General features: G+C 33.4%; 15 protein-coding genes. 4 read left to right on the forward strand and 11 right to left on the reverse strand.

The features are described 5' to 3' along the window. Window positions 1-142 precede the first annotated feature (142 nt). Window positions 143-562: a DUF3592 domain-containing protein gene (locus KLA_RS14230; RefSeq protein WP_034646536.1), complete on the reverse strand. Its 420-nt coding sequence runs from the start codon at window positions 560-562 to the stop codon at window positions 143-145. Between the two features lie 376 nt (window positions 563-938). Here KLA_RS14230 and KLA_RS14235 point away from each other — a divergent pair, with 376 nt between their 5' ends. After that, window positions 939-1,274, forward strand: a complete 336-nt coding sequence (locus KLA_RS14235) for a single-stranded DNA-binding protein (protein ID WP_034646538.1) — start codon at window positions 939-941, stop codon at window positions 1,272-1,274. A 66-nt stretch (window positions 1,275-1,340) separates the two neighbouring features. Here the strand turns inward: KLA_RS14235 and KLA_RS14240 are convergent, their stop codons facing one another. The 6 genes from KLA_RS14240 to metG form a co-directional block, all read right to left on the reverse strand. Beyond that, window positions 1,341-3,464, reverse strand: a complete 2,124-nt coding sequence (locus tag KLA_RS14240) for a Tex family protein (RefSeq protein WP_034646540.1) — start codon at window positions 3,462-3,464, stop codon at window positions 1,341-1,343. Between the two features lie 87 nt (window positions 3,465-3,551). After that, window positions 3,552-4,259, reverse strand: a complete 708-nt coding sequence (locus KLA_RS14245; RefSeq protein WP_013621297.1) for an OmpA family protein — start codon at window positions 4,257-4,259, stop codon at window positions 3,552-3,554. 44 nt (window positions 4,260-4,303) lie between these two features. Beyond that, window positions 4,304-4,780, reverse strand: coding sequence for a lipocalin family protein (locus KLA_RS14250; protein WP_013621298.1), 477 nt, complete (start codon window positions 4,778-4,780; stop codon window positions 4,304-4,306). Window positions 4,781-4,952: 172 nt separating this feature from the next. Next, complete coding sequence (locus tag KLA_RS18265; RefSeq protein WP_013621299.1) at window positions 4,953-5,126, reverse strand: hypothetical protein; 174 nt, start codon at window positions 5,124-5,126, stop codon at window positions 4,953-4,955. Window positions 5,127-5,201: 75 nt separating this feature from the next. After that, complete coding sequence (locus KLA_RS14255) at window positions 5,202-5,720, reverse strand: ferritin (protein WP_013621300.1); 519 nt, start codon at window positions 5,718-5,720, stop codon at window positions 5,202-5,204. A 29-nt stretch (window positions 5,721-5,749) separates the two neighbouring features. Beyond that, window positions 5,750-7,828, reverse strand: coding sequence for a methionine--tRNA ligase (metG, locus tag KLA_RS14260; RefSeq protein WP_034646543.1), 2,079 nt, complete (start codon window positions 7,826-7,828; stop codon window positions 5,750-5,752). 171 nt (window positions 7,829-7,999) lie between these two features. Between metG and KLA_RS18120 the strand changes: the two genes are divergently transcribed. Then, complete coding sequence (locus KLA_RS18120; RefSeq protein ID WP_013621302.1) at window positions 8,000-8,170, forward strand: hypothetical protein; 171 nt, start codon at window positions 8,000-8,002, stop codon at window positions 8,168-8,170. 61 nt (window positions 8,171-8,231) lie between these two features. Here the strand turns inward: KLA_RS18120 and KLA_RS14265 are convergent, their stop codons facing one another. Beyond that, window positions 8,232-9,947 carry a DUF1501 domain-containing protein gene (locus KLA_RS14265; protein ID WP_013621303.1) on the reverse strand — a complete coding sequence of 572 codons (1,716 nt, stop codon included), beginning with the start codon at window positions 9,945-9,947 and terminating at the stop codon, window positions 8,232-8,234. Between the two features lie 9 nt (window positions 9,948-9,956). Continuing rightward, entirely contained in the window at window positions 9,957-11,450 is a 1,494-nt protein-coding gene (locus KLA_RS14270) for a DUF1800 domain-containing protein (RefSeq protein ID WP_034646545.1), read from the reverse strand. Window positions 11,451-11,645: 195 nt separating this feature from the next. Between KLA_RS14270 and KLA_RS14275 the strand changes: the two genes are divergently transcribed. Both KLA_RS14275 and KLA_RS14280 read left to right on the forward strand, forming a co-directional pair. Next, complete coding sequence (locus tag KLA_RS14275; protein WP_013621305.1) at window positions 11,646-12,005, forward strand: YraN family protein; 360 nt, start codon at window positions 11,646-11,648, stop codon at window positions 12,003-12,005. A 157-nt stretch (window positions 12,006-12,162) separates the two neighbouring features. Then, complete coding sequence (locus tag KLA_RS14280; RefSeq protein ID WP_013621306.1) at window positions 12,163-12,822, forward strand: hypothetical protein; 660 nt, start codon at window positions 12,163-12,165, stop codon at window positions 12,820-12,822. Between the two features lie 11 nt (window positions 12,823-12,833). On the opposite strand, the gene KLA_RS14285 is transcribed toward KLA_RS14280, so the two are convergent. After that, a complete protein-coding gene (locus KLA_RS14285) occupies window positions 12,834-14,150 on the reverse strand; it encodes a TlpA family protein disulfide reductase (protein ID WP_034646546.1) in 1,317 nt (438 codons plus the stop codon). A gap of 85 nt (window positions 14,151-14,235) precedes the next feature. After that, a complete protein-coding gene (gene mfd / locus KLA_RS14290; protein WP_235183578.1) occupies window positions 14,236-17,532 on the reverse strand; it encodes a transcription-repair coupling factor in 3,297 nt (1,098 codons plus the stop codon). Window positions 17,533-17,612 lie beyond the last annotated feature (80 nt).

Consider the following 17,612-nt stretch of genomic DNA (forward strand, 5'->3'; position numbering starts at 1 on the left):
CTTGGAATACGTATAACCGTCAGTTACGGGTTAATTTGCGTTAATTTTCGGTTTGGCACAGACTTTAGCAATTCCGAGTGGATTCGGACGTAGTCGAATCCGCCGTAATTGCGGTTATACATTGTTGTAGGTAGTTTTTTATTCATATTTTATTAATCAACCATACAATTCCGATTCCAGAGAATAAAAATCCACCGACTATAAAAATCATTGGAAAATAGGTTTTCCAGAACTCACTGTTTATCATTATTTCGTATTCATTATTCTTTTTCAAGTAAATTATATCAATCGGTTCATTTATCCGTTTAGGATTCGCACTTGAATCCAACTTTTGGGTTGTTTCACTTCCGTTTTTGTCCGTAAATCGAACAACAGGAAAGTGATAGATATGTGAATCACCGTCAGCATCTTTGCTACGTTCCTCTATAAAGTCAATTATTTTAGCTTTAGTTTTAATTCCACTTGTTTGTATTCTACGATTTGAATTCCGAACGTTAAATCCAGCGTATAAAAATCCACCTCCAACTATTAAAAAAACAATTGCTCCAATTAAGTTTTCCATTCAGTTTCTTGAGTTGTCAAATTACCTACAACTAGTTAGTAAACGCAATATATTGCGTTTATTCCGCCAATATGGGTGAATAAACGCACATTTTACATTTTTAGCTGTTATTTTTCCCACAATTTATAATTATTTTCTGTATTGTAATTACGGAAATGTGTAATTAGCTCAATTTTGTGTGTAAAATGCATTAATTATACTCCGTTTTGTATTTTTATTTAGGAATTTTTTAATCATTTTTAAACGACTACAAATATTTACAACCGAAAGTAAGCGCTTTGTAACCGTATAAAGTTTGGTTACGGTTTTAGGTTTACAGTGCCATTGCAATAGTGCTTTGGTAGTAGTAACTGTTAAACATTAAAACACACAAATTATGAACGCACTTAAAAACAGAGTACAGTTAATTGGTAACTTAGGTAACGATCCAGAAATTATAAACTTAGATGGTGGTAAAAAGCTTGCACGCTTTTCTATAGCTACTAATGAGACGTACAAAAACGCTGCTGGCGAAAAAATAACAGATACCCAATGGCACAATGTTGTTGCTTGGGGAAAAACTGCAGAAATTGTAGAAAACTATTTAACCAAAGGAAAAGAAATTGCTTTAGAGGGCAAATTGGTTAACAGGTCTTACGAGACCAAAGAAGGCGAAAAAAGATATAGTACAGAGGTGAATTGTAACGAGATTTTAATGCTTGGTAAAGGGTAATGTAACCTAAACACTAACCATAAACTAAAAAGGCTTTCTATACTGGTTTAGAAAGCCTTTTTAGTATTACATATTTTTATGTAAAGCTAGTTGTATGCGCTTACGGGCAACGTCTACCTCTAATACTTTTACCACTATTTGTTGGTGTAGGCTTACGTGCTCATTTACGTCTTTTACAAAAGTGTCTGACAGGTTAGATATGTGTATTAAGCCACTTTCCTTAATACCAACATCTACAAAACAACCAAAATTGGTAATATTGTTTACTATACCTGGTAATAACTGTCCAGCAACAAGGTCTGTTATAGACCGTATGTTTTGGTTAAAAGAAAATACTTTGGCTTTTTCTCTAATATCTAAACCAGGCTTTTCTAGCTCCTTAACAATGTCTTGCAATGTTGGTAAACCAACAGTGTCTGTACAGTATTTTTCTAGTTCTATTTTTTGTAAAACCTCTTTATTACCAATTAACTCTTCAATAGGTACTTTGGTATCTTTTGTTATTTGTTGTACTATGCTGTAACTCTCTGGGTGTACGGCAGAATCATCTAAGGGGTTATTGGCATTTTTTATGCGTAAAAAAGCAGCACCTTGCTCAAACGCTTTTCCGCCCAAACGCGGTACTTTTTTTATGGCTGTTCTGCTTGTAAAAGCACCATTTTCGTTTCGGTAGTTTACAATGTTTTCGGCTAATTTTGGTCCAATACCAGATACATAACTTAGTAAAGATGTACTTGCGGTGTTTATATTTACACCAACCGCATTTACACAACTCTCTACAACAGTGTCTAAAGATTGTTTTAGTTTGCTTTGGTCTACATCATGTTGGTATTGCCCAACACCTATAGATTTTGCATCTATTTTTACCAATTCTGCTAACGGATCTGCAAGTCTACGCCCAATAGAAACTGCACCACGCACAGTAACATCATAATTAGGAAACTCATCTCTAGCAATTTTAGAAGCCGAGTATATAGATGCGCCTGCTTCGCTAACCACAAAAACTTCTAATGGGTTTTTAAATTGTATGCGTTTAACCAATTGCTCTGTTTCTCTAGAGGCTGTACCGTTACCTATTGCTATGGCTTCAATTTTATATGCATCTGCTAAAGAGCTAATTTTTTTAATAGCTTCTGTGCTTTTGTTTTGTGGTGCATGCGGATAAATAGTTTCATTGTGCAACAAATCTCCTTGGGCATCTAAACACACCAATTTGCAACCGGTTCTAAAACCAGGATCTAAGGCTAATATTCTTTTTTCGCCTAAAGGAGAACCTAATAGTAATTGTTTTAAATTTTTAGAGAAAACAGCTATTGCATCTGCATCTGCTTTTTCTTTAGCATTTTTTAAAAGCTCGTTAGACAAAGAGGGGAGAAGTAGTCTTTTGTAAGCATCTTGTATAGCAAGCTCTATTTGCTGTGCACAGGCATTGTTACTTTTTATAATTCGGTTTTCAATTTTATCTAAAGCTCTATCATTGTCTATTTCTATTTTAACCCTAATAAAACCTTCTTTTTCTGCTCTTAAAATGGCAAGTAACCTGTGTGATGGGCATCGTTTTAAAGCCTCGCTCCAATCAAAATAATCTCTAAACTTCTGGGCTTTTTCGTCATCTTTTTTAGTGCCAATAACTTTGGTTGTAATTAGGGCGTAGTTTTCAAGCTGGTGGCGTATACCGTTTCTAATATCTGTGCGCTCATTAATCCATTCAGATATAATATGTCTTGCTCCTTCTAACGCCAAATCTTCATTAATAATAACATCATTTAGGTATCTAGAGGCTGTATATTCAATTTCATCATTACGCTGTGCCATTATTATTTTAGCTAAAGGCTCTAAACCGTTTTTAATAGCGGTTTCAGCTTTTGTCTTACGCTTTTTCTTAAACGGAAGGTAAATATCTTCTAAAGTAGTAAGGTTGTCTGTGGCAGCAATTTTTGTTTGTAGTTCTGGCGTTAAAACATCTTGTTCTTGCAACGCTTTTAGTATTGCTGCTTTTCTTTTTTCTAAGGCTTCAAACTGAGCTTTGTAGGTAACAATAGCACCAATTTGTACCTCGTCTAAGTTTCCTGTTTTTTCTTTACGGTATCTAGATATAAAAGGTATGGTACAATCTTGATTTAAAAGCTCTATAGTATTTTTTACACTTAGTTCTGGTAACTGCGTGTGTTTAAGTATATATTTTATCATTAAAAAAGACCTTATAAATTTAGTTTTATAAGGTCTCTAATATATTTAACTCAATTGATTTAATCGAATTTCTGTGCTATAATTTTTCTAGTTTTCGCCAGACTGCATTTTAGCATCATTTATCATTTTCTCGTTAGGTAAAATAGCAACGTTTACTCTTCTGTTTTTGGCTCTACCTTCTGGTGTACTGTTATCATGCGTTGGTTTTTCTTCTCCAAACCACTCTGTAGTAAATCTACTAGCAGCAATTCCTTTAGCTGTTAAGTATGATGTTACTGCGTTTGCTCTGTTTTTAGATAACGTCATGTTGTAATCTGCAGCACCAGAACTATCTGTATGGCCTACAACCAAAATATTGGTATCTGGATACTCTATAAATACATTAGCTAATTTATCTAAAGATGTTTTAGATGCACCGTTAATGTTGTATTTAGCTGTGTCAAAAAATACACCACTGTTTTCATCAAAAGTTACAACAATACCATCATCTACACGCTCTACTTGTGCACCCGGAATTTCTTCTTCAATTTTTTGTGCTTGCTTATCCATTCTATTACCAATAAGCACACCAGCACCACCACCAACAACACCACCAATAACTGCACCTAGCTCGCCATTGCCTCCTTTGCCTACATTGTTACCAATTATAGCACCTAAAATTGCACCACCAGCAGCACCAATTGCACCACCTTTTTGTTTGTTGTTTGCGTTTTGTACAGCATCACAACTTGTAAAATTTACCATTAATAGTAATGCAAATACACCTATTGTTATTTTTTTTATTGTTGTTTTCATGTGTTAATTTTAAATTATTTAATAATTAATGGGTTGTGTTTTTTTTACCAATCTGCTTTGGTAAAGTTCATTGTAATTGTAAATGGTTTGCCATCTACAGATAAAGTTTGTGTCCAGGTCATATTAGACTCTGTTAACAATGCAAGTGATAATCTAAACCCTACGTTGTTTTGACTTTTACCTTTTGCGTCTGTAGGCTTAATTAAAAAGTCGTACAAGCCAGTAGTTTCATCAATTTCTTGAATTGTAAAAATAAAGTTACGTTCTCCTGTAGCACAATTTGCATTGTTTATGCTATACTTACCAGTATTGTTGTTAGGTATAAAAGACCAAGAACTACCTTGAAAGCATTCTTTAGATACATCGTTTAAAAGCGTAACATTGTATTCACCAGCTTCACTATAAGATATGTTGCTAAGTGTCCATTCTCCTTTAATTACTTTTTTTGATGTTCTAACGGTTTTTGATGCTCCGCAAGAAACTAAACTTACTGCAAGTAGTAGTACTATTAACTGTTTCATAATTTATTTTGATTTATGTATATACGAAATAACTGTTTTTTTAGACCACACAGTAACTCATTTGCATAAAATGATAATGCAATAAATTTGTAGTCCAAATACTATGTAAAGATACTAGATGTTGTATTAACTAGGTGTGAAAAAAACTGTAAATTAGATGAAGTGCGTAGTCTTAGGCTACTTTTTTAAGCAAATCAAAACAAGGACATTTTTTACAACGCTTGTTTTCAGATTTCTTATATTTTTTACAGCATTTGCTTTTTACCTTATCTGCAACTTTAGGAGTTGCTTTTAGCAATTTTTTTAATGCTTTTTTTTCTTTTTTCTTATCCTTTTTTTTGCCCATAACTACTTATGCCTAAAAATAGTACGGCAAAAGTAGTTATTTTAAATTAATCTAAATAAAATTATTTTGTTAAACTTATTGTGGATCTTCTGTAGAGGCTGTAGACACTGTTAGTTGCTGTATATCTCTATCAAACAAATACAAACCACCTTTATCATCTCCAATAAGGTTTATTTTGTCTAAAATAGTACGTGCCATAGCTTCTTCCTCTATTTGTTCTGATACGTACCATTGTAAAAAGTTATGTGTAGCATAATCTTTTTCTTGTAAGGTAATGTGTACTAGCTCATTAATACTATTAGAAACAAACACTTCATGTTCAAATAATTTTTCGAACATTTCTTTAAAAGAATTAAAGGTTACGTTAGGTGCGGCAAGCTCAGAAATTTGTGCGTGTCCGCCACGTTCATTAACAAATTTAACCAGTTTTAGCATATGGTCTCGCTCTTCATTAGACTGGTCGTACATAAAACCAGCAACACCCTCAAGACCTTTTACCTCAGCCCAGCAAGCCATAGCTAAATAAATCTGAGAAGATTCTGCTTCTATTTTTATCTGATTGTTAAGTGCTTTTTCTATATTTTTTGATAACATAATTTTCTTCTTTTTATAAAATTACAAAATTAATTTATTGTTTCGCCACTATTTACACCATCTTCATCTGGGTTCACAAAAACTAATTTTCCGTCTGCATTTTCTGTCATTAAAATCATTCCTTCACTCTCTACACCGCGTAAAGCTCTTGGAGCTAGGTTTACTAAAACAGTAACTTTTTTACCTACAATTTCTTCAGGAGTAAAGCTTTCTGCAATACCAGAAACTATGGTGCGGGTATCTAAACCAGTATCTACCTTTAAAACCAATAGCTTTTTTGCTTTAGCCATTTTTTCTGCTTCTATAATGGTACCAACACGCATATCTAACTTTGTAAAATCGTCAAAAGTAATGGTGTCTTTTTGTGCAGCTACTTCTTTGCTCATTTGTAAGTTTGCTTTTTTTGTTGCTTCTAGCTTTGCTAGTTGAGCTTCAATTTCTTTGTCTTCTACTTTTCTAAACAACAATTCTGCTTTGTTAATTGTATGTCCGGCTGGTAATAATACATCTTGGGTAGCAATAGTATTCCATTCTACGTTATTATTTGCAGCACTTACATTTAAAATGTTTTTAAGTTTATCCGATGTAAAAGGTAAAAATGGCTCACTTAGTACAGCCAATGCAGATGCTATTTGTAAAGCAACATACATTATGGTTTTTACACGTTCCTCATCTTGCTTAATAACTTTCCAAGGTTCTTCATCTGCTAAGTACTTGTTACCAAGTCTAGCTAAATTCATTAATTCTTGTCCGGCTTCTCTAAATCTATAGCGTTCTAAAGAACTAGAAATTATTTCTGGGTATTTTTTAACCTCTTCTAAAGTAGCTTTATCTATTTCAGAAAATGTAGCAGGAGTAGGTAAAACACCGTTGTAATATTTGTTTGTTAATACCACAACTCTGTTTATAAAATTACCAAAAATGGCAACCAACTCGTTATTATTACGTGCCTGAAAATCTTTCCAAGTAAAATCGTTATCCTTAGTTTCTGGAGCGTTTGCAGTTAGTGTGTAACGCAAAACATCTTGCATATCTGGGAAATCTTCTAAATACTCATGCAACCAAACGGCCCAGTTTTTAGAGGTTGATAACTTATTGCCTTCTAAATTTAAAAATTCATTTGCTGGTACGTTTTCAGGTAGAATAAAATCTCCGTGTGCTTTTAGCATACTAGGGAAAATAATACAGTGAAAAACAATATTATCTTTACCTATAAAGTGAAGCATTTTTGTGTTTTCATCTTTCCAATATGGCTCCCAATCTTTGCCCTCGCGTGCAGCCCATTCTTTGGTAGATGAGATGTAACCAATAGGCGCATCAAACCAAACATAAAGTACTTTGCCCTCACCACCTGGTACCGGAACAGGAATTCCCCAGTCTAAATCTCTGGTTACGGCACGTGGTTTTAAACCATCATCTATCCAAGATTTACATTGTCCGTAAACATTAGGTTTCCAATCGTTTTTATGGCCTTCTAAAATCCATTCTTTTAAAAAGTCCTCATACCTATCTAAAGGTAAAAACCAGTGTTTTGTTTCTTTTAAAGTAGGTACAGCACCAGATACGGTAGATTTAGGATTTATTAATTCGGTAGCACTTAATGTAGATCCACAGTTTTCACATTGGTCTCCATAAGCTTCTTCATGACCACATTTTGGACACGTACCAATTACAAACCTATCTGCCAAAAACTGTTTAGCTTCTGCATCATATAATTGTTCTGTAGTTTCTTCTATAAAATCACCTTTGTCATACAAATTCTTAAAAAACTCAGAAGCTGTATCATGGTGTACTTGTGCAGATGTGCGCGAGTAATTATCAAAAGTAATTCCAAAATCTAAAAAAGATTTTTTAATGATTGCGTGGTATTTATCTATAACCTGTTTAGGTGTAATGCCTTCCTTTTTGGCTTTCATAGAAATAGCAACACCGTGCTCATCACTACCACAAACAAAGGCAACATCTTTATTGGTGCCTCTTAAATAACGTGCATAAATATCTGCAGGAACATATACACCTGCCAAATGGCCAATATGTATTGGTCCGTTTGTGTAAGGTAACGCAGCTGTAATTGTATATCTACTTGGTGTTTTTGTTTGTTGTGCCATTAAAATTGAATTAAGCTGCAAAAATACATTTTTAGCAAGCAGTACTAAAGAAAAGATAGAAATAAATGCGTGTTACAACCACTAGCTACTTTTAAAAACTAGCGCAATACAACGATTATTTAAAATATAAGCTGTATTTTTTAGTTGTAATTGTGTAAAAAAGATAAAGTTATGAGTGGTAAGCCAGTACGTAAAGATGTTTTAAAATCTGTAGATTTAGATGCTATAAAAGATACTCCTAAGTCTGAAGATGATATTACACGTGTGTATAAAAACAAAAATTCTAGAGTTAAAAAGGAGTTAGATTTTAAAACAAAAAAGAACAATACTAAATTGACATAAAAAAAGCACCTAAATTAAATAATAGGTGCTTTAATGTAATATTAATTGTAATGTAAACTGATTAAGATACCATTACAGATTTGCTCATTTTTTGATCTTGAACACTTATTCTGTAAATGTATTTACCAGTGGCAAGGTTTACAGGTAGGCGTTCTCTAATGTTAATTTCTTGAGAGCCTTCTGTAGTCATAGCATTGTATACTGTGCCTATGTTTTGCCCTAAAATGTTATAAATTTGAATATCTACATGTGCCGTAAATGGCATTTCTAAATGTATTGTTGGGTTTCCTTTTGTAGGGTAATATGGTTTGTGAACTACCATATTTTCTATTACAGGGTCTGGTTCTGTAGGATCTGTTCCTCCGTCTGGTGGTCCAGGTAAAACAGGAGTTTCATCATCAATAGCAATATCTGGAAAATCTTCTCCACTACAACTAAAACCTAAATCTACTGGCACATAAGTGCGTCCTAATAAATGTCTTTCTACAGCTTCTCTAGGTACACATAACCATTCTGCTAAAACAGTGCCATATAAATCTCTAAAATCCATTGTATACTCAAGGTTACCTCTTTCATTAGGATCCTCTAATGATGGATGATCACCAACAAATGCACTACCATTTAACGCAGAACCAAAGAATAGTGTAGGACTTGCTTTACCATGATCTGTACCGTTAGATCCGTTTTCGTATATTCTACGTCCAAACTCAGAAAAGGTCATACTTAAAACCTTGTCATCTTGCTCTGTACAGGCTAAGTCTTGGTAAAAATCGCTTACGGCAACAGATAAATTTGTCATTAAGCGTTCATGTACTAATGGCTGATTTCCGTGCGTGTCAAAACCACCCATAGAAATCATATATACTTTTGTGCCTAAGCCACCTTTTATTAGCTTGGCTAATACAGCTAATTGTCGTGCAAAACTATTGTCTTGGTATTCAATACCGCAACCTAAAGCTTCACCACGTTCATAAGCCTCATGTATTTTACCAGAATACTCATAAGTAGTATTAGCAACACCTCTTAAAAACTTAATTTGGTCACCATACATACAATCGCCAAAAATAGTTTCGTCAGCTATTTCATATTGGTTACCTGTTTCTGCAATACGCTCTAGTTGGTTAATGTTACTTGTTACAAATGCATAATTTGTTTCTTCTCCCTGAAAAACCAAGCTACCATATTGTCCTATTTGGATAGCAGCAGGAGCTTCTGGTGGGTTAATTAAATAATCTTGATATAATTCTTCAAAATGTCTACCCATCCAACCTGTTTTTTCACCAGAAAAACCAGTGGTTGTTAAATCGGTATTTGCAAAAATATCTGATCCTGTAAAATGAGATAAACTCTGACCTTCATAACCTACGCCATGAACTGCTTTAAACTGACCTTCTCCCCACATGCGCTCTAAAGAGGTCATGTATGATGGAACACCAAAATTATCGGTTAATTTTAAAACCTTACTTTCTGGTATGTATATATTAGGTCTTGCATTTGCGTAAGTATCATATTGCTCTATTGGTATAACAGTACTTAAACCGTCATTACCACCTGCAAGTCTTATTAAAACTAAAACTTTACCGTCTGACTCTGCATCTGCAATTGCAGTAGACAAAGGTGACGTAGCCGAAGCGTTAAGTACATTGCTACCTAATAGCATAGAACCAGAGCCAACCATCCCCATTGCTTGTAAAAAAGAACGTCTGTTCCATTTTTTATGCTCTAAGTCATGAGCCTCTTTGTCTGCATGTTGTACTTTAGAATTTGTATTGCACATAATAAATGGTTATTTTAATTGGAATTCTGGTTGTCTAATAATATGCATCATAAGCTGAAAAACTAATACTTCTGCACCTGGGTAATATAAGCTCCAGGTACCGTCTCCTTCTGGAGGAGCGTAATATTGTACCAGTGCATCGTCTCTAAATACATCATATGCATTTTGTAGCTCGTCTGCAGCAATACCTTTTGGTAATAATTTATCTAAAATGGCATCGGTAACCCTGTCTGGATTACTTTCTGTAGATGCATTAGGTGTCACAGAAATAGCAAAATCTCTAAATTGCTCAGAGCTTACATTGTATGCTGTTTGCAAATAAAGTTCTGCAGATAGCCAGCGGCCAATCATAAAATTAGTATTTATCCAATACCTATCTCTGTACCAACCTTCTACTCCTGGTGGGTTAAAAATTTCTTGTCCAAGAAGTCTGCATGTGTTTTCTACACTTGCAATTGTATCTTCATCAAACGTAAAATTAGTTTCGTTTATTAGGTTTATATAAATATCAAACGGACTCTTAATTATTACACCAACAGCTTCGTCATCATAAAAATGTTCACTTTTAAATAGCACTCTTAATACTTCTGCTATTTCAAAACCACTACCTCTAAATACTGCCGCTAATTCGTCAACAATTTGTTTTGCATTACCGTTGTTTTCTTCGTCATCAGAATCTGGGTGAACAAAAAACTCGTATAATTTTTTACAAATAAACCAGCTTATTTTTTCTTCTCTTTGGTCAAACAAATTAGTTATAACACCATCATAATCAAAGGTGTCTGTTTGGCCAAAAATGGTTTTACTACCTGTGTCATGCTTTGTTGGGTCAAAAGTAATTGGAGTATAACTTTCTTCACCACGTTCTACCCAACCAGTTAAGGCTCTAGCGGTTTCTATAATATCTTCTTCTGTATAGCCGTTACCTTCACCTAATGTAAATAATTCATACAACTCACGCGCATAGTTTTCATTAGGGTTGTTACCATTATTGTACACACCATCTAAATAAAATAACATAGCGTCATTAAGGCCAATTTCACTTACAAAATCTTTAAAATTGCCTATTGCATTACGTTGTAAACAATTTACATACCTATAAAATAGAGGCGGAGCCATATAGTTTCTGTATTCCGTTACAAAATGGTTGCTCCAAAAGAAACTTAACCTATCTTTTAAATTATTTGTAACTAAACCATTTATGTATAGACTTATAAACTCTTGTTTTTGTTGATTTCTTAATTGGTTTCTAGCGTCATCATCCTCAGGATAATCTGCACCTGTCCAATTTGCCCATATAGGTGCTGCAATTTCTGGCATACTAATAGCTTCTGCTATTAAATTATCTACATATGCAGACACATTTTGTCCTACAGCGTTTGTAATAGTGTCTACAGAGGCACTAAAACCTAATCTTCTGTAAAGATGTTCAGCTTTTTGTTTGTCTAGTGAGCCAGCTATGGGGTTTAGCGATGCAGAATTGCAATTCACAAAATATTCCATAATAATTATTGCATTAGTATTGATCGGTTATTAGGTTGTGTGTTTATTTTTAACGTTAAAATATACATTACCGTATATGAATGGTTAAAAATTTTAACAAAGCAACTTTATTACCTACGTAAATTAAGCGGTTTTAGATGATGAAAAGCTTTTTTTTTCGATGAAATGCTGTAATTTGTGTGTTAAATTTTTTTTATGGGTATTCACAATCAGTTTGGTAAAGAAGGGGAAAAACTAGCAGTAGAGTTTTTAAAGGACAATGGTTACGTTATTAAGCACCTTAATTACCGTTATTTAAAAGCTGAGGTAGATATTATTGCACAGCAAAAAAGCACACTAGCCATTATAGAGGTAAAGTCTAGAAGTAGTGACGCTTTACAGAATATTGCAGATACGGTAACCGCTAAAAAAATTAAACTTCTTGTTATGGCTGCAGATCATTATGTGTCTGATAATGATTTAGATGTAGATGTTAGATTTGATATTATTACAATTTTAAAAAATGCAGATAATTTAAAAATTGAGCATTTAAAGGATGCATTTTATCATTTTTAAAATTGAACCTACATATTTTTATCATATTACAATTGTTACATTTAAAACAATTTGTTAATTTTGTAATGTAAAGATGATTTTTTTCGTTTACACTGAAAAATATTTTTCTAATACACGCAAAACAAACAACCAAAAATTAATTTAAACTAACAGCAAGATGAAAACAATATCATCCGTAGTAGAGGAGTACATTAAAAAGAAGCCTTTTTTACAAAGTGCTTTGGCACAAAGCATTATTAACTTAACGTCGTTATCTAGAATAATTAAACCAGAAATAGAATCTGAATTAGGTAAAGATATTAGAAACGGAGCTATTGTTATGGCTTTAAAAAGGTTATCTGACGATTTAGAGTTTAGAGCTACGCACAAAATTGTAAAAGTCCTTAAAAACATAGGAGAAATTACGGTGAGGTCTTCTTTAACAGATTTTACTTTTTTATTGTCTGATTCTATCTTAGATAACCAAACAAAGCTAATTAGAGAAGTTAACAAAAATAAAGATGTTTTTTATACTTCTTCTAGAGGAGTAAATGAGCTTAATATTGTGGTAAATAATACTTTAGATAATACAGTAGAAGAGTTGTTTAAGCACGAAAGATGTACCCAAAAAGCAGAAAATTTATCTTCTATTACTGTAAAATTACCAGCAGAGAATGTATCAGTTCCTGGTATTTATTATTTTATTTTTCAGCGTTTAGCTTGGGAAGGTATTGTACTTTTTGAGGTGATTTCTACAACCAATGAGTTTACTATTTTAGTAAATGATGAGCAGGTAGATGTAGCCTTTAAAACTATAAAAGATCTAAAGGCTTTATAAGTCTATTTGTACTATTTTTTATTTAAATATTCTAGAACCTCTTTGTAGGTTTCTGGCTTGTTTACAATTCTTTTGTCTTTATCTAAAATAAAGTAGGTAGGTGTGGCAGAAATGTTATACAATTCTGCGTATTTGCTATCCCACTTGCCTAGGGCTAATGCGTGTGTAAAACTTTTAAGTTTAGCAGACTCTGTGTCCCAATAATTGTACTCGTCCTCTAAACCAACAGCAAGTACCTTTATGTTGCTGTATTGTTGTATTGCTTTGTTTAGTTGTGGCAATTCTTTTAAACAATGAGAGCATGTGCTACTCCAGAAAACAACAACGTAGTTTTCTGCAGCATCTAGTTTACTTAAGCTGTTTTTGCCATCATTCCAAGTAATTTCTGGTGCTTTTGCACCAATTCTTAACCTTGTATGTGCTTCTATACCTTTTATTAATTCTTGATTATTAGTTACAGCGCCAATTTCTTTTAGGTAGTTGCTGTATATAAAATCTGATGTTTTATTATACTTTGCGCTTGCCGCATAAATCCATAAGTCATAAAACAAGCTAAACTTAAAAGTATCATTAACACCCTCTAACTTACTAGCAACAGTTTGTATGTTTTGTTGCAAAACTGTTTCTGTAGCATCTTTTGTAATTTTATTTAACGGCAAAGATGTGTACACATAATTTAATGTTTTATCTGTTAAGAATGATGAAGCCTGTAATTGCTCATTTTTAAAATCTATTGCTGAAAAATAATTTTGCTTTTTATGTTCTACAAATTCGTAGATAGATTCAAAACTACTTGCTACGTATGGCTTATTTGCTTTAATAAAATTAAGAGCTATTAAATCTTTAGCATCAGCTTCATACTTAGCTTGTGTGCTATTTATTTTATTGTAAATTTTTGCTAACTCTTTTTTATTAGTACTGTTAGATGTGTAAAAGTCTATAACCTGCTTTTGCAACGCATTAATTTCTAAAAAATAACTGTTTACTATTTTGTTTTCTGTTGATGTTGCATAGGTGGCCCCATCTTGTGCATTAAAATTAAGAACAATGTCTTCCTTGCCATTGTACAAAACATCAAAATTAAATTCTTCTTGTGGTACAGCATATACCAGCCTGTAAGTTCCGGCTGCTGCATTGGCAGGTAATTCTAGTTTAAATTTACCGTCTTCTATTTTAGTATCTGCAACATAAACTTGAGTGCCAGGTTTAAGTTGGTATGCAATAAGCCAAGTATACTCTTTGGCTGGCGAAAACGTGCCAGATATGGTGTGCTGTGCTGTTAATGACATAGCAATAAGAGCAAATAATAATGTTAGCGTTTTTTTCATAGTATGCTTTTTTTTAGCAATGGTTAATGCTTAGTTATTTAGCTTATTTTCAAAAACCGAACCAAACTAAATATTTTTAATCATTTTAATGCGTATTAAAAGGAGCCAAGCTCTTTAATGCTTTTTCTACAGTAGTAATTTTATCAAAAACTAAAAGTAAACGTAAGCCAGCTCTAGTTTGTTTTTCTTTCATTTTACAAATAGCGGTATTGGCTTGTACAAATTGTAAAACTTTAGTGAATTTAGGACTTTGGTAAAAACCAGATTGTTGGTCTGCAATAAAATAGCCAATCATTTTACCTTTTTTAAGTACAATTTTTTCTAAACCTAGGCTATTTGCAATCCATTTTATACGAACCGAGTTTAGTAAATCTTCAACCGGACTAGGTATTTCCCCAAAACGGTCTACCAATTCTTTTTCATACTTAGCTAAACCTTCTTCTGTGGTAATTTGGTTTAATTGGGTGTATAAGTTTAATCGTTCTGTAACATTATTTACATAATCATCAGGAAATAAAAGTTCAAAATCAGAGTCTATCTGAGTTTCTTTTACAAACACTTTGTCTTTACCTTCTACCTCTTCGTACAATTCTTTAAACTCGTTTTCTTTTAATTCTTCTACAGTTTCTGCTAATATTTTTTGATAGGCATCAAAACCAATTTCATTAATAAATCCGCTTTGCTCACCACCTAAAATATCACCTGCACCACGTATTTCTAAATCTTTCATTGCAATATTAAAACCACTACCCAACTCTGTAAATTGTTCTAATGCTTGTATACGCTTGCGAGCATCGTTACTCATAGAGTCATAAGGTGGTGTAATAAAATAACAGAATGCTTTTTTATTGCTACGCCCTACACGGCCACGCATTTGGTGCAAATCACTTAAACCAAAATTATTGGCGTTGTTTATAAAAATAGTATTGGCGTTAGGAACATCTAAACCACTTTCTATAATGGTGGTAGACACTAAAACATCAAACTCACCATTCATAAAAGCAAGCATTAAAGTTTCTAGCTTTTTACCGTCCATTTGTCCGTGGCCAATGCCAATTTTAGCATCAGGAACCAAACGTTGCAACATACCAGCAACCTCTTTAATATTTTCTATACGGTTGTGTATAAAAAACACTTGTCCGCCTCTTTGTATCTCGTAAGAAACTGCATCTCTAATGGTGTCTTCTGTAAAGCGCACAACGTGGCTGTCTATTGGGTACCTATTTGGAGGAGCTGTGTTTATTGTAGATAAATCTCTGGCTGCCATTAAACTAAATTGCAGCGTTCTTGGTATTGGCGTAGCAGTTAATGTAAGTACATCTACATTTTCTTTAATAGACTTTAACTTGTCTTTTACAGCAACACCAAATTTTTGTTCCTCATCTACAATTAGCAAACCTAGATCTTTAAAAACTACGTTTTTATTTACCAATTGGTGTGTGCCAATTATAATATCTACTTTGCCTTCTGCCAAACGTTCTAAGGTTTCTCTTTTTTCTTTTGCAGTTCTAAAACGGTTTACATAATCTACCGTTACAGGCATATCTTTTAAACGCTCTGCAAATGTTTTATGGTGCTGAAAAGCCAATATAGTTGTTGGCACTAAAACAGCTACTTGTTTGCCGTTATCTACCGCTTTAAAGGCGGCACGTATAGCAACCTCTGTTTTACCAAAACCAACATCGCCACAAATAAGACGATCCATTGGCCTGTCACTCTCCATATCTTTTTTAAGATCTTCGGTGGCTTTACTTTGGTCTGGGGTATCTTCATAAATAAAAGAAGCCTCTAACTCGTGCTGTAAATAACTATCTGGAGCGTATTTAAATCCTTTTTTAAGTCTACGGTTGGCGTATACTTTAATAAGGTCAAACGCAATTTGTTTAACTCTGGTTTTGGTTTTCTGCTTCAGTTTTTTCCAAGCACCAGAACCTAGTTTAAATATTTTTGGAGGCTTACCGTCTTTGCCCGCAAATTTAGATATTTTGTGTAGGGAATGTATGCTAACGTACAACACATCGCGCTCACTATACATTAATTTTATGGCCTCTTGTTTTTTACCTTCTACATCTATTTTTTGTAAACCGCCAAATTTACCAACGCCATGATCTATGTGTGTTACATAATCTCCAATATCTAACTTGGTAAGTTCTTTAAGTGTAATGGCTTGCTTTTTTGCATAGCCATTTTTAAGGTTGAATTTATGGTAACGCTCAAAAACTTGATGATCTGTGTAGCAGGCAACTTTTATATCATCTAAAATAAAACCTTGAAAAAGAGGTAATACAACTGTTTTGTAATGTACATCTTGTTCTACTTCATCAAAAATATCATGAAAGCGTTTTGCTTGTTGCTCAGTAGCACAAAAAATATAATTGGTATACTTATTAGTGTGATTTTGATCTAGGTTTTCAATTAGTAAGTCGAACTTTTTATTAAAAGACGGCTGTGGTTTAGAATGAAAAACAATAGATTTATCTGCATTTGTTGCTGTTTGATGAATGCTTATAACATTAAACCCATCAAACTCTTTTTTTAACTGATTAGAATCTACAAACAACTCCTTTGGCTGAGCGTGTTTTAGCTCGCCTGTAAGTTTTGTAAAAGCTTCTTCTGCTTTTGCAAAAAGCGAGTCTAACCTATCATGTAAAAGTTCTGTATTTTTAGAAAAAATGACAGTTTTTGCGGCAATATATTTTAAAAAGCTTTCTCTTGTTTCGTCTAAAAATTTGTTTTCTACATTGGGTACAATGGTAATTTTAGTGACTTTGTCTGTAGATAATTGTGTTTCTACATCAAAAGTTCTAATGCTATCTACCTCGTCACCAAAAAATTCTATTCTGTAAGGCACATCATTAGAAAACGAAAAAACATCTACAATACCACCACGAACCGAAAATTCTCCAGGTTCGGTAACAAAGTCTACACGTTTAAACTTATACTCAAACAACACCTCATTTAAAAAGTCTAGGGTAATGGTGTCATCAACCTTAATTTTTAGTGTGTTTTTATCTAGTTCTTTGCGGGTTACCACTTTCTCAAACAACGCATCTGGATACGTAACTAGTAATGCTGGTTTTTTACGCGAATTAATTCGGTTTAAAACCTCTGCACGTAGCAGCACATTAGCATTATCTACCTCGTCTATTTGGTAAGGTCTACGGTAGCTACCAGGATAAAACAGTACATCTTTTTCGCCTACCAATTGCTCTAAATCATTTAAATGGTAAGCAGCCTCTTCTTTGTCGCTAAAAACAACCAGAAAAGGGGTGTCTGCTTCTTTAAAAGTTTCAGATATTACAAAGGATAGGGCAGAGCCTGTTAAACCTGTAAGTGTTGTGTTTTTTTCATTTTTGGCAATAGTAGTTTGCAGTTTCTGCATTTGCGGAAGCTGTGCCAACGATTTTAAAATGAGAGATTTTCCCAAAAGTCAATACATTTTTTGCAAATATAAAGCTACAA

The sequence above is a fragment of the Cellulophaga geojensis KL-A genome (genome assembly GCF_000568425.1).
GTDB classification, from domain to species: Bacteria; Bacteroidota; Bacteroidia; order Flavobacteriales; family Flavobacteriaceae; genus Cellulophaga; species Cellulophaga lytica.